We start from the raw sequence: 12,780 nt of genomic DNA, 5'->3' as shown, positions 1-12,780 counted from the left end.
GGCAGCCTGCCCACGCCATTGCCCAGCCCGCCGCAGACGGCACGAAAACGGCAAGCAGACAGCACCCAGACGACACAAACGCCCGCATGACCGACAGGCGATCATGCAGGCGCTGTAGCCCTTCCTACATCCGGTACTGCAAGCTCAGCATCGCATTGCGCGGCGCGCCGGGCATGTTCAGGTTCGGGCTGCTGCCGTGCGCCGACACGATATAGCCGGCGTCAAACAGGTTGTACATATTCAGCTGCACCGAATACGGCCCCTGGCGCCACCATGCCGCCGCGTCCGCGGTGACGTAGCCCGGCAGCTTGACCGTATTGCCCGGATTGGCGAAACGCCCGCCCACCAGGTTCAGGCCGGCGCCCACGCCAAAGCCATCGCCCAGGTCCTTGGTGACCCAGACGTTGCCAGCATGGCGCGGCGTCAGCGTGGCGCGCTTGCCTTCGACATCCTTGCCGGCGTCACGGGCCACCGACTGCGTCACGCGGGCATCCAGGTAGGCGTAGCCCAGCATCGCGCGCCAGCCGTTGGACAAGTCGCCCGACAGCGTCCACTCGGCGCCATCGGTGCGCTGCGTGCCCACCGGCACCAGCGTGTTGGTCACGGGGTTGGTGACCTTGATGTCGGTACGCTCCAGGCGGAACACGGACACGGTGGTCGACAGCTTGCCATCCAGGAAGTCGTACTTGGCGCCGACTTCGTAGTTGGTGGTCTTTTCCGGTGCCAGGTCGACGTTGTTGGCGGCCAGCGCAAAGGCTTCGCCCGACGGCTGATACGAACGGCTCCACGACACGTAGTAGGACTGCACCGTGTCCGGCTGGAACACCAGGCCCAGGCGCGGGCTCAGGTTCGAGTCGGTGCGCGACAGGTTCTGGCCGGTGCGGCGGTCTTCGGTCTTCTGCTCGAAGCGGTCGTGGCGCACGCCGCCCAGCACCTTCCAGTATTCGCCCAGCGACACCATGTCCTGCACGTACAGGCCCAGCGTATTGAAGCGGCCCAGGCTGTCGGACCCCGGTGCGCCCTTCACCTGGCGCTGCAAGGTAGGCAATTGCGGGTCGAACAGGTTCACCGTGGCGACGTTGGCGGCCGAATAGTTCACCAGGTCCTTGTTCTGCTGGCCCACTTCGACGCCGTACAGAATGTCGTGGCGCACCGAGCCCCACTGCACGCGCTGCATCAGCTCGGTCTGGTTGGTCCAGCCGTGTTCGTCGCGCAGCACGTTGCCGTGGGTCAGCGACACCGTCTGCGCCGCCTCGTTGACCGTGCCCGGCAGCGTGTTGTTGCGGTTCAGCGTGTAGTGGTAGTAGCGGGTGGCGTTGCGCAACGACCAGTTGTCGTTGAAGCGGTGCGTCAGCGTGCCGGCGTACGACTGCACCCGGGTCTGGGTGTAGTCGGTGTCGCGGGCGTTCTCGGCGCCGTAGTAGGTGGACGGGTCCACGTCCACCGGGCGGCCGTGATAGGCCGGAATGCCGAAGTCGGTCAGACGGCGGTCTTCCAGGAATTCGGTCTGGATCAGGTAGGTGGTGCTTTCGCCAAGCTTGAACTGGGCCGACGGCGCGATGGCCTTGCGGTCGATGAACTGCTTGTCGCGATAGCTGTCGCCCTTTTCCACGGCGCCGGTCAGGCGCCACGACATGCTGCCGCTTTCGTTGGAACGGCCCAGGTCCACGTCCAGCCGGCGGTCGTTCCACGAGCCATAGCTCAGGCCCACTTGCGAGATGTCTTCGCCCGGCTTCTTGGTGACGCGGTTGATCAGGCCGCCCGACGAACCGCGGCCGTACAGCACCGCCGCGGGGCCCTTGATCACGTCGATGCGCTCGACGTTGGACAGGTCACGGTAGTACAGCGCGTCGTCGCGAAAGCCGTCGACGAACTGGTCGGCGATGGCGGTGAAACCGCGAATCGACACCTGGTCGCGCTGGCCGTCGCCGGTGGAAAAGCTGACGCCCGGCACGTTCTTCAGGGCGTCCTGCACCGACATCGCATGCTGGTCGCGCAGCACCTGCGCCGGCACCACGTTCACCGTCTGCGGAATGTCGCGCAGCGGCGCGTCGATCTTGGTGGCGCTGGTGGATGCCGGCGGGTTATAGCTCTGTTCGGGGTCCGCCTGCCCCGTGACGCTGATGGCGGGCAAGGTGGCGGTGGGTGCGGCGCTTTGGCCGTGGGCGGGGGCCGAGGCGGCCAGGGGCGCCAGGGCAAGCAAGGCGGCAGAGAGGGAGCGAGGGGCGTGCATGGCCAGCGAGGTCTTTCTGAAGTCGTTTGAAATCAAAGGATTCGCCATTCTCTTGACAATGAGAATCGGTCGCAATCGTTTTATCGTTTCGTTGCCGGCAGGCCACGATAAATAAGACGCCCGTCTAATTCAGATGCTTTTCAGCTTGTGCATGGCACGCGGGCGCGACGCTGTCGGCGGGCTGAATGTCATGCCCGGGTCACACCCTGTCCCCAGAATTTTGCTTCTCCCGACACAAAAGGAACGACGGTGAAGCACCCCATCCGAAGGATCTTTGCACTGACCGCCAGCGCCACGCTGCTGGCCGGCCTGGCCGCCTGTGGCGGCAGTGACGACGATGACGACGACGCCACCCCGCCCGCGGTCTCCGTGCCCCAGGGCGCGACGCTGGACGTGGCCATCCTGGGCACCACCGACCTGCACGCCAACGTGCTGGGCTATGACTACTACAAGCTGGCCGAAGACAAGAGCTACGGCGTGGACCGCACCGCGACGCTGATCGCCAACGCCCGCAAGCAGAACCCGAACACGCTGCTGTTCGACAACGGCGACACCATCCAGGGCACCGCCCTGTCCGATTACCAGGCGCTGGTCGCGCCCGTGCAGTGCTCGGGCATGCTGGCCATCTACAAGCAGATGAAGCTTCTGGCCTACGACGCGGCCACGATGGGCAACCATGAATTCAACTACGGCCTGCCCTTCCTGTCGCAAGTCACCAACGTCGACTTCGGCCTGGCGGGCATCACCAAGGGCACCGCCCAGACCAACCCGGGCGGCGCCAAGGAATGCGCCGCGCCGGGCTTCCCGTTCGTGTCGGCCAACGTCGTGTCGGCCGCCACGCAGCAACCGATCTTCAAGCCCTGGACGCTGCTGACCAAGACCTTCAAGGCCACCGACCCCGCCGGCAAGAGCATCGACGTGTCGCTCAAGGTGGGCGTGATCGGCTTTGCGCCGCCGCCCATCATGCAGTGGGACAAGGCCAACCTCGAAGGCCACGTCACCGTCGCCGGCTGGAAGGAAACGGCCGCGCGCTACGTGCCGGAAATGCGGGCCGCGGGGGCCGACCTGATCGTGGCGCTGGCGCACGGCGGCATCGACATGACCACGCCCTACAGCCCGTCGATGGAAAACGGCGCCGGCTACCTGAGCCAGGTCGCGGGCATCGACGCCCTGATCACGGGCCACCAGCATCTGCTGTTTCCCGACACCAATCCCAAGTCGCAATTCGCGGGGCAGCCGGGCATCGACCTGGAAAAAGGCCTGATCAACGGCGTGCCGGCGGTGCAGGCCGGCCAATGGGGCAACAACCTGGGCCAGATCAAGCTGAAGCTGGCCTATGACAAGGGCTGGAAGGTGCAGAAGGACGCCACCCAGGTGCAGCGCATCTCCACCCGCCTGACCGCGCAAAGCGGCAACACCCCGGCCACCTACGTCGAGTCCGACAGCGCCACGCAGCAACTGGTGCAGGCGGAACACGCGGCCACCATCGCCTACGTCAAGACGCCCATCGGCCAGAGCCAGTTCGACATGGCCACCTACTACGCGCTGACGGGCGACGTGTCGGCGCTGCAAGTCGTGAACATGGCGCAGATCGACTACCTGAAGGACTACATCGCCCGCAACAACCCCGCCTATGGCGCCCTGCCGATCCTGTCGGCGGCCGCGCCGTTCAAGGGCGGACGCAACGGGCCGGGCGACTTCACCTTCGTGCAGCAAGGCAACATCGCCATCAACAACGCCGCCGACCTGTACCTGTATCCCAACACTTTGCAGGTGGTGCGGGTCAGCGGCGACATCGTGCGCCAGTGGCTGGAGAAGACCGCCGAACAGTTCAAGCGAATCGATCCCGCCCAGGTCGCGCCGCAGGATCTGGTCGACACCAGTTTCCCGACCTTCAATTTCGACGTGCTGTACGCCGAAGGCAATGCGCTGCGCTACCAGATCGATGTGACCCAGCCCAAGGGCTCGCGCATCACGGGGTTGACGTATCAGGGCGCGCCGCTGGACCTGGCGGCGCAGTTCCTGGTCGTCACCAACAACTACCGCGCCAGCGGTGGCGGCGACTTCCCGGGCCTGGCAGGCGGCAAGGGCGACATCGTGCTGCAAGCGCCGGACGCCAGCCGTGACGTGCTGATCAGCTACATCAAGAAGCACCCCGTGCTGGACCTGGCCACCTACGGCCTGGCCCGCAGCTGGGGCTTCAAGCCGCTGGCCGCGCTGGCCGGCCCCGTGGTGTTCTCGTCGGTGCCCGGCACGCTGGGGCTGGCCAACGCGCACGGCGTCAACAACGTGTCGGTCTACGACGCCACGCCTGACCCGGTGACGCAGCTCTCGCGCTACGCGGTGGACCTGACCCAGTAAGCCGCGGCGTCATGGCGGCGGCGATGCACAGGCCGCCGCCATGACGACCCTTCAGCGGTAATACACGCAGATGCGCTTGCCGCCGATCTCGTGCACGTCGATCGGCAGTTCATACAAGGCGCCCAGCACCTCGGACCGGATCAGATCGGCTGGCGGTCCGTAGTGCGCCACCCTGCCCGCCTTCATCGCCACGATGCGGTCCGCGTAGGCCGAGGCGAAATTGATGTCGTGCAGCACCAGCACCACGGTCTTGCCCAGCTCGTCGGCCGCGCGCCGCAGCGTGCCCATCATGGCGACGGCGTGCTTCATGTCCAGGCTGTTCAGCGGTTCGTCCAGCAGCACGTAGCGGGTGTCCTGGCACAGCACAATCGCCACGAAGGCGCGCTGGCGCTGGCCGCCCGACAGCTGGTCCAGATAGCGATCCACCAGCGGACCCAGATCAAGGTAGTCGATGGCGCGGTCGATGTGCGCCTTGTCGTCCAGCGTCAGGCGCCCGCCCGTGTGCGGATAGCGCCCGAACGCCACCAGGTCGCGCACCGTCAGCCGCAGCGGCAAGTGGTTGTCCTGCCGCAGGATGGACAGGCGCCGCGCCAGTTCGCGGCTGTCGGTGCGGGTGACGTCCAGGCCATCGACCTGGATCTGCCCAGCCGACATCGGCAACAGGCGGCTGATCATCGACAGCAAGGTCGATTTGCCCGCGCCGTTCGGGCCGATGATGGCGGTCACGCCGCCGGCCGGCAGCGCCAGCGTCACCTGGTCCACCACCACGGTGTCGTCGTATTGCTTGCTGACTTGCTGGATATCGATCATTGGCGTCCCCTGCGCAAGATCAGGGCCAGGAACATCACTCCGCCCACGAATTCAATCACCACGCTGACGGTCGTGCTCAAACCCAGCACCCGTTCCAGCAACGTCTGGCCGCCCACCAGGAAGATCACGCTCAGCAGCACCGCGGCCGGCACGGTGTAGCGATGCTTGTCCGACCCCATGGCCTGATAGGCCAGGTTGCTGACCAGCAGGCCGAAGAACGTCACCGGCCCCACCAATGCCGTCGATACGGACACCAGCACGGCAATCGCGGCCAGCGTCAACAACAGCGTGCGGCGGTAGTCCACGCCCAGGTTCAGCGCGATCTCGCGGCCCAGCGCCAGCACGTCGTAGCGGCGCCGCATGCGCCAGACCAGCAGCGTCGCCGCCGCCACGGCCGCCAGGGCGAACGGCAACAGGCCCGTGCGCACCGAATTGAAATTGGCGAACATGCGGTCTTGCAGCACCAGGAATTCATTGGGATCGATCAGGCGCACCACGAAGCTGGACAGGCTGCGAAACAGCAGGCCGAACACGATGCCCACCAGCATCATCAGGTGCAGGCTGCGCACCGCGTCGGTGAACAGCCAGCGAAACAGCAGGCAGGCGAAAGCGGTCATGGCGCACACTTCCAGCGCGAAGGCCGCCACGGGATGATTCACCGCGCCGGCCATCTGGCCAAAGCCGAACACCACCACCGCCTGGATCAGCAGGTACAGCGAATCGAAGCCCATGATGGCGGGCGTCAGGATGCGGTTGTGCGTGATGGTCTGGAACAGCACCGACGACACCGCCACCGCGTAGGCCACCAGCAGCATCGCCGCCAGCTTGCCGCCGCGAAACGGAATCACGAACGACCACTGGCCGTTGGCGCCCAGCGTCATGAAGCCGGCCACGCACAGCAAGGCCGCCACGGCCAGCAGGACCAGGCGCCACGCCTGCGGCGAACGCGGGGTCACGGCGTGCAAGGCGGTCCGAAGCACAGTATCAGCCACGGCGCCCCCTGCGGCTGCGCAACAGGCACAGGAACAGAATGCTGCCCACCACGCCCACCACCGTGCCCAACGGAATTTCATACGGGTGGATCACCAGCCGGCCGATGATGTCGCAGGCCAGCACGAACACGCCGCCCAGCACCGCCACCCACGGAATCGACCGCCGCATGTTGTCGCCCAGCAGCAGGCTCACCGCGTTGGGCACAATCAGGCCCAGGAACGGAATGCCGCCCGCCGTCACCACCACCACGGCGGAAATCGCCGACACAATCAATAGGCCCATCAGCGTCAGGCGTGCGTGGTTCAGGCCCAGGTTGGCGGCGAACTCGCGGCCCATGCCGGCCACCGTGTAGCGGTCGGCGGCCAGGTAGGCCGCCGCGGCCAGGCCGAAGCCGATCCACAGCAATTCATAGCGGCCGCGCAGCACGCCGGAAAAATCACCGGTGGTCCAGGCATGCAGCGATTGCAGCAGGTCGTAGCGATAGGCCACGAAGGTGGTCACCGCATGGATCACGCCGCCCAGGATCAGGCCGATCAGCGGCACAATGAACGGCGTGCGCAGCGGCACGCGCCGCAGCAGCGCCAGGAACAGCAGCGTGCCGGCCAGCGCGAACCCGGTGGCCGTCAGCATCTTGCCGATGACCGGCGTGTCCGGCGCCAGCAGGGTCACCACCAGGATGCCCAGCGTCGCCGACTCGACAGTGCCGGCCGTGGTCGGTTCCACATAACGGTTGCGCACCAGCATCTGCATGATCAGCCCGGCCACCGCCAGCGACATGCCGGCCAGCAGCAGGGCCAGCGTGCGCGGCACGCGGCTGACCAGCAGCAGGCGCCAGGCGCGCTCGGCGTCCTGCCCGCCGGTCAGCGCGGCGAACGAAAACGAACCGGCGCCCAGGCTGATGCTGGCCGCGCACAGCCCCAGCAGCAACAGCAGCAACGCCGCCAGCCCCGCCCAGCCCTTGATGGCCCCGCCAGCCTTCACCTGCCCGACCCCGTGTTGCGCGCCATGCGTTTACTTCGCCGCCGACAGCGCGCGGGCGATATCGTCCACGTTCTGCTGCATCGCGGTCAGGCCCGCACTGCCCAGCAGGTACCAGTTGTAGCCGTTCAGGTAGACCACGCGCTGCTGCTTCCAGGCCTTGGTCGGGCGGATCAGGTCGTTGTCCAGCATGCGCTGGGCCGACGTGCCTTCGCGCCCGATGGCCGCGTCGCGGTCGATCACGAACAGCCAGTCCGGATCGGTCTGGGCGATGAACTCGAACGAGATCGCCTGGCCGTGGTTCGACACGCTCAGGTCCTTGGCGGCGGGCGCAATGCCGAAGGCATCGTGGATCACGCCAAAGCGCGAGCCCGGACCGTAGGCGCTCATCTTGCCGCCCGTGGTCAGCACGATCAGGCCCGTGCCGGCGTTGGCGGCCTTGCCGTGCAGCGCCGAGATCGAGGCGCGCAGCGCGTCCAGCTTTTCCTTGGCCAGCGCCTGCTTGCCGTAGATCGCGGCCAGCGTCTCGGTATTGCGCACCACGCTGCCCACCAGGTCCTTGGCGTCGGCCGTCAGGTCGACCGTGGGCGCCAGCTTGGCCAGTTCGTCGTACTTCGGCGCCGAGCGCCCGGCCACGAAAATGACCTGCGGCGCGGCCGCGTGGATCACTTCGTAGTTCGGCTCGAACATGCTGCCGACCTTCAGGTAGCGCTTGTCGGCGTACTGGCTCAATTGGGGCGGCAGCTTGGCCGCCGTGGGCACGCCGGTCACGTCCACGCCCAGCGCGTGCAGGGTGTCCAGCACCGCCAGGTCCAGCACCACCGTCTTGGCGGGATTCTGCGGCACGGCGGTTTCGCCGCGTGCGTGCTTGACCGGCACGGTCTGGGCCGCGCATACCGCGCTGGCTGCGCCCAGCGCCAGGGCGGCGCCAAAGCGCGCCAGCCAACGGCCGGCGTGTCCTGCTTGTGCTTGCTTGATCATCGTCATTGCCTCTGAATGTTGCGCGCGCACGGCCTGGCGGCGGTGCGCGCTGATGTTGCCCCTCCCCGAGGGCTTAGAACTTCACGCCCACGCCCAGCCAGTAGCGGCGGCCGTCTTCCACGTAGCCGTAGTCGTCATAACCGACCTGCTTGTCGAACAGGTTGTAGATGCCGGCGTACACCGACACCTTCTTGTTGACCGCGTACGATCCGCCCAGGTCCATGAAGGTGTAGGACGGCGCCACCAGCGATGACGACGACGGGCCGGTGATCGGCTGGCTTTCCTTGCCGCGGTAGTTGACGCGGGCCCAGGCTTCCAGGGCGTCCGACGCCTGCCAGTTCACCGTGGTGGTGAACAGGTGCTTGGGCAGCTGGTTCAGCGGCTGGCCAGCGTACTGGCCCGACTTCTGCTCGGACTTCGTGAATGTGTAGCTGCTGGTCACGGACCAGTCACGCGCCAGCGGCAGCTTCATGCTGGCTTCCACGCCGCGCGACACCGCCTTGTCCACGTTCATGTAGGTCGTGGGGTTGGCGCCGAACTGGTTCGGCCCCTCGGTGCACTGCGACAGCGGGCACGCCACGCGGGTGATCTTGTCCTTGAAGTTGTTGTTGAACAGCGTCAGCCCGGCATTGAAGCCTTCGCCGTCGTCATACAGCAGGCCGATTTCCTCGGTCACCGACTTTTCCGGCGTCAGGTCCGGGTTGCCGTACATGTTGCCGCCGCGGCTGACCTGGCCCCAGCCGGCCACCGTCTGGCGCAGATCCGGTGCGCGGAACCCGGTGGACACGCCGCCCTTCAGGGTCCAGCGTTCAGCCATGTGCCACACGCCGTACAGGCGCGGGCTGAAGTGGCTGCCGAAGTTCTCGTCCTGGTCCATGCGCAGACCGCCGGTCAGCGCGAAGCTGTCGGTCAGGCGCCATTCGTCTTCGGCGAACACGGCCCACTGGTAGCGGTCCACCTTGCTGGGGCCGCCGGCCAGCTGGTTGCCGGTCTGGTCGGTCAGGCGCTGCGACAGGTAGCTGCCCCCCAGCGTCAGCATGTGCGAGCCCAGCGGCAGCGACCAGCTGGTCTGCAGATCCAGGTTCTTGATCTTCATCTGGCGCGAGCGGTTGTCGAACTCTTCCTGCTGCACATAGCTGTCGGACACGGCCCAGCCCCAGCGGCCGGTGTGCGACAGCGCCCACTTGCTGCTGCGGTAATCGGTCTCGGACGACGCCGGGCAACCGGTGCGCGCGCAAGCCTGCCCCGGCGGCAACGGCGCCACGGTCTTGCCCAGCGTGTTCTCGTACTTCTGGCGGCTGGACGTGGCTTCCAGCACGATGTCGTGGTCGCGGTTCGGCGTCAGCGCCAGCTTGGCGGTGATGTTGGTGGCGTTGCGCTTGCGGTAGCCATCGACGATCCTGTCTTCGTCGCGCTGGGTTGCCTGGCCGTAGATCTGCAGGCCCAGCAGGTCATTCTTGATCGGGCCGGCCAGGTAGAAGTTGCCCTGGTAGATATCGCCCGACTTGCTGCTTTCCTGGAGGGTGGTGTCCATGCGGATTTCACCGCCCCACTCGCTGGGCACCTTGCGGGTGATGATGTTGATCACCCCGCCCATGGCGTCCGACCCATACAGCGACGACATCGGCCCGCGCACCACTTCAATGCGTTCGATCGCCGAGATCGGCGGGGTCCAGCCGCCTTCCACGCCGCTCGAATCCGAGTTGGTGCGGGTTTCGCGGGAGTTCTGGCGCTTGCCGTCGATGAGAATCAGCGTGTACTTCGGACCCATGCCGCGCAGGCTGATGTCCTGGCGGTCGCCGCCGCCGGTCACCACCACGCCGGGCACCTCGACCAGCGCATCGGTGACGTCGCGATAGAACTTCTTTTCCAGGTCCTGGCGCGTGATCACGCTGATGGACGCCGGCGCGTCCTGGATCTGCTGTTCGTAACCGCTGGCCGTCACCACCACGGTGTCCATGACCTTGGGCGCGGCCGAATCCGCCGATTGCGCCCAGGCCGATTGGCCCATGCCCAGGCCCGCCGCGCACAAGGCGACGGTCAGGCGGGTACGCGGGCCGAATGCGCGCCGCGCGGCCAGATCGATGCTGCTCATGTTTCAGACTCTCCCGTCCCGGACAGCTGCCGCGCCCCGTGCGCAGCGCCGCCGTCCGCTTCGTATTTTTAATGAAAACTATTCTCATATTAGAATTGAGGGGTCTGGAACGCTGCAACACGCTTTCCTCAACTTTTATCTTCTTCGCACTTCTTGACACTTCGGCAGCCACACACCCGCTATGCTGCCGGCGGCAACAGAACCCAAGCGCATGTCCATTCCTACCCAAATGGTGACGCGCCGCATCCTGTTGATCGACGACGACGTCGACCTGGCATTGATGCTGCGCGAGTATCTCGACCCTCACCACGTCGACCTGACGCTGGCGCACAGCAGCGCCCAGGGCCTGCCCCTGGCCTTGCAGGACGGCTATGACCTGATCCTGCTCGACCTCATGCTGCCCGACGGCAATGGCCTGGATCTGCTGCGGCGCCTGCGCCAAAGCTCGCGCCGCCCGGTCATCATGTTCACCGCGCACGGCGGCGAAACCGACCGCGTGCTGGGGCTGGAACTGGGCGCCGACGATTACCTGGCCAAGCCCTTCAGCCCGCGCGAGCTCAAGGCGCGCATCTGCGCGGTGCTGCGCCGCTTCGAGGAAACGCCCGAGGCGCCCACGGCCGAATTGAACGTCGGCACGCTCTCGCTGGATGCCGCCAGCGGCCGCGCGCGGCTGGACACGCAGGAAGTGCTGCTGACCGGTGCCGAACAACGCATCCTGGAAGTGCTGATGCGCGCCCCCGGCCAGGTCGTGCCACGCGAACAGATCAGCCTGTACGCGCTGGGCCGCACGGCCGACCGCTATGACCGCAGCATCGACACCCACATCAGCAGCCTGCGCAAGAAGCTGCGGCTGGATCACGCCGACGACGCCCCTGCCATCCGCAACCTGCGCGGCCTGGGCTATGTGCTGGCAGGCTCGGCCTGAATGGCCTGGCTGCCCGTCCGTTCCCTCTTCTGGCGCGCCTTCCTGACCTTCTGGGGCGCCATGGCCGTCATCATGGTCTGCGGCATGATGCTGACTGCGGCCGTGGCCTGGTACCGCGTCGATTCGCTGGACGGCCTGAACCCCGGCAACCTGACCCGCGACGCCGCCCAGATCGCCCGTGCGGAAGGCGCCGATGGCCTGCGCCGCTGGCTCGAAGCGATGGACAGCCGCTATTCGGCGCTGAAGATCTACGTGGTCGACGCGCAAGACCAGGACATTCTCGGACGGCGCCTGCCCACCCGCCTGCACGACTGGCTGACCGCCTTTCGCGGTTCGCACGAAGCCAGCCTGATTGCTGCGCTGGACACCCCGGCCGATCCGTCCGTCCTGCGCGTCTCCTGGTGGGACCCGCAGTTGCTCGTGCTGCCGGACCGCACCGAACTGCTGATGCTGTTCCTGCCCTATGACTCATCGCACTGGGAGGTGTTGGGGCTGACCCCGGTGACGCTGGCGCTGCTGCTGTTTGCGCTGGCCGTGACCGCGCCCTTCTGCTGGGCGCTGACCCGGCACGTGGCCGCCCCGCTGGGCCAATTGCGCCAGGCCGCGCGCACGCTGTCGGCCGGCCGCCTGGATACCCGCACGCCCGCAAGACTCTCGCATCGCAAGGACGAACTGGGCCTGCTGGCACGTGATTTCGACGCCATGGCGGGCCGTCTGCAGGCGCTGGTGGACACGCGCGAACAACTGCTGCGCCACATCGCCCACGAACTGCGCTCGCCGCTGGCGCGCCTGCGCCTGGGCGTGGAACTGGCGCGCCGCAAGGACGAACGCCAGGACTTGCAGCTGGACCGCATCGAACGCGAATGCGAACGGCTGGATGCGTTGGTGGGCAGCACCCTGCGGCTGGCCCGCATGGGCGCGCTGCCCTCACCCACCGACGCGCTGGACCTCGCCGACGTGGTGGATGACGTGGTGCAGGATGCCCGCTTCGAGGCCGGCGACCGCAAGCTGGGCATCACCTGGACGCGTCCGGCGCCGCTCTGGGTCACCGCCGACCGCGACAGCCTGGCCAGCGCCATCGAAAACGTGCTGCGCAATGCGCTGCGCTTCACCCCGGCGGGCGGCAGCATCCAGGTGCGCCTGCTGGCCGATGCCGGCGAGGCCTGCCTGGAAATCGAAGACAGCGGCCCCGGCGTGGCGGAAAAAGAACTGGCCTACCTGTTCGAACCCTTCTACCAAAGCCAGTCAGGCCCGGCCGCCCCCAAAGGCGGCGCGGGCCTGGGCCTGAGCATCGCGCGCGCCGCGGTGGCCGCGCACAAGGGCCGCATCTCGGCGCGCAACGCCGCGCCTTGCGGGCTCAGCGTGCGCATCGAACTGCCGCGCGCGGCGCCCTGAGGCGCCGCC

At 67.0% G+C, this 12,780-nt stretch carries 9 protein-coding genes; 3 read left to right on the top strand and 6 right to left on the bottom strand.

The window, feature by feature from the left end; translation table 11 throughout:
• Positions 1 to 124 precede the first annotated feature (124 nt).
• Positions 125 to 2,233, bottom strand: a complete 2,109-nt coding sequence (locus U858_RS0104710) for a TonB-dependent siderophore receptor (protein ID WP_025136034.1) — start codon at positions 2,231 to 2,233, stop codon at positions 125 to 127.
• A 249-nt stretch (positions 2,234 to 2,482) separates the two neighbouring features.
• Between U858_RS0104710 and U858_RS0104705 the strand changes: the two genes are divergently transcribed.
• Complete coding sequence (locus tag U858_RS0104705) at positions 2,483 to 4,594, top strand: 5'-nucleotidase C-terminal domain-containing protein (RefSeq protein ID WP_025136033.1); 2,112 nt, start codon at positions 2,483 to 2,485, stop codon at positions 4,592 to 4,594.
• Between the two features lie 51 nt (positions 4,595 to 4,645).
• On the opposite strand, the gene U858_RS0104700 is transcribed toward U858_RS0104705, so the two are convergent.
• The 5 genes from U858_RS0104700 to U858_RS0104680 all read right to left on the bottom strand — a co-directional run bounded on the left by U858_RS0104700 (position 4,646) and on the right by U858_RS0104680 (position 10,451).
• A complete protein-coding gene (locus U858_RS0104700) occupies positions 4,646 to 5,404 on the bottom strand; it encodes an ABC transporter ATP-binding protein (protein ID WP_025136032.1) in 759 nt (252 codons plus the stop codon).
• The gene (locus tag U858_RS0104695; RefSeq protein ID WP_025136031.1) at positions 5,401 to 6,396 is read right to left on the bottom strand and encodes an iron chelate uptake ABC transporter family permease subunit; all 996 of its coding nucleotides are present in this window, start codon (positions 6,394 to 6,396) and stop codon (positions 5,401 to 5,403) included. The genes U858_RS0104700 and U858_RS0104695 overlap by 4 nt, the downstream gene beginning before the upstream one ends.
• Positions 6,389 to 7,378, bottom strand: coding sequence for an ABC transporter permease (locus tag U858_RS0104690; RefSeq protein ID WP_025136030.1), 990 nt, complete (start codon positions 7,376 to 7,378; stop codon positions 6,389 to 6,391). The genes U858_RS0104695 and U858_RS0104690 overlap by 8 nt, the downstream gene beginning before the upstream one ends.
• Before the next feature lie 30 nt (positions 7,379 to 7,408).
• Positions 7,409 to 8,356, bottom strand: a complete 948-nt coding sequence (locus U858_RS0104685; RefSeq protein WP_029953532.1) for an ABC transporter substrate-binding protein — start codon at positions 8,354 to 8,356, stop codon at positions 7,409 to 7,411.
• A 73-nt stretch (positions 8,357 to 8,429) separates the two neighbouring features.
• Positions 8,430 to 10,451: a ligand-gated channel protein gene (locus U858_RS0104680; RefSeq protein ID WP_025136028.1), complete on the bottom strand. Its 2,022-nt coding sequence runs from the start codon at positions 10,449 to 10,451 to the stop codon at positions 8,430 to 8,432.
• 229 nt (positions 10,452 to 10,680) lie between these two features.
• On the opposite strand from U858_RS0104680, the gene U858_RS0104675 reads away from it, so the two are divergent.
• Both U858_RS0104675 and U858_RS0104670 read left to right on the top strand, forming a co-directional pair.
• Positions 10,681 to 11,376 carry a response regulator transcription factor gene (locus U858_RS0104675; RefSeq protein ID WP_081821535.1) on the top strand — a complete coding sequence of 232 codons (696 nt, stop codon included), beginning with the start codon at positions 10,681 to 10,683 and terminating at the stop codon, positions 11,374 to 11,376.
• Positions 11,377 to 12,771, top strand: a complete 1,395-nt coding sequence (locus U858_RS0104670) for an ATP-binding protein (protein WP_025136026.1) — start codon at positions 11,377 to 11,379, stop codon at positions 12,769 to 12,771.
• Positions 12,772 to 12,780 lie beyond the last annotated feature (9 nt).

It is taken from the genome of Achromobacter sp. DH1f, from assembly GCF_000633435.1.
Lineage (GTDB): Bacteria > Pseudomonadota > Gammaproteobacteria > Burkholderiales > Burkholderiaceae_B > Achromobacter > Achromobacter deleyi.
The sequence above is the reverse complement of the archived record's forward strand: the minus strand, read 5'-3'. Positions and strand labels throughout refer to the sequence as shown.

What these genes read in the sequence shown, in the direction of transcription:
- U858_RS0104710 (WP_025136034.1), bottom strand. Translation starts at nt 2,233, where the DNA reads ATGCACGCCCCTCGCTCCCTCTCTGCCGCCTTGCTTGCCCTGGCGCCC.
- U858_RS0104700 (WP_025136032.1), bottom strand. Translation starts at nt 5,404, where the DNA reads ATGATCGATATCCAGCAAGTCAGCAAGCAATACGACGACACCGTGGTG.
- U858_RS0104685 (WP_029953532.1), bottom strand. Translation starts at nt 8,356, where the DNA reads ATGATCAAGCAAGCACAAGCAGGACACGCCGGCCGTTGGCTGGCGCGC.
- U858_RS0104680 (WP_025136028.1), bottom strand. Translation starts at nt 10,451, where the DNA reads ATGAGCAGCATCGATCTGGCCGCGCGGCGCGCATTCGGCCCGCGTACC.
- U858_RS0104675 (WP_081821535.1), top strand. Translation starts at nt 10,681, where the DNA reads ATGGTGACGCGCCGCATCCTGTTGATCGACGACGACGTCGACCTGGCA.
- U858_RS0104670 (WP_025136026.1), top strand. Translation starts at nt 11,377, where the DNA reads ATGGCCTGGCTGCCCGTCCGTTCCCTCTTCTGGCGCGCCTTCCTGACC.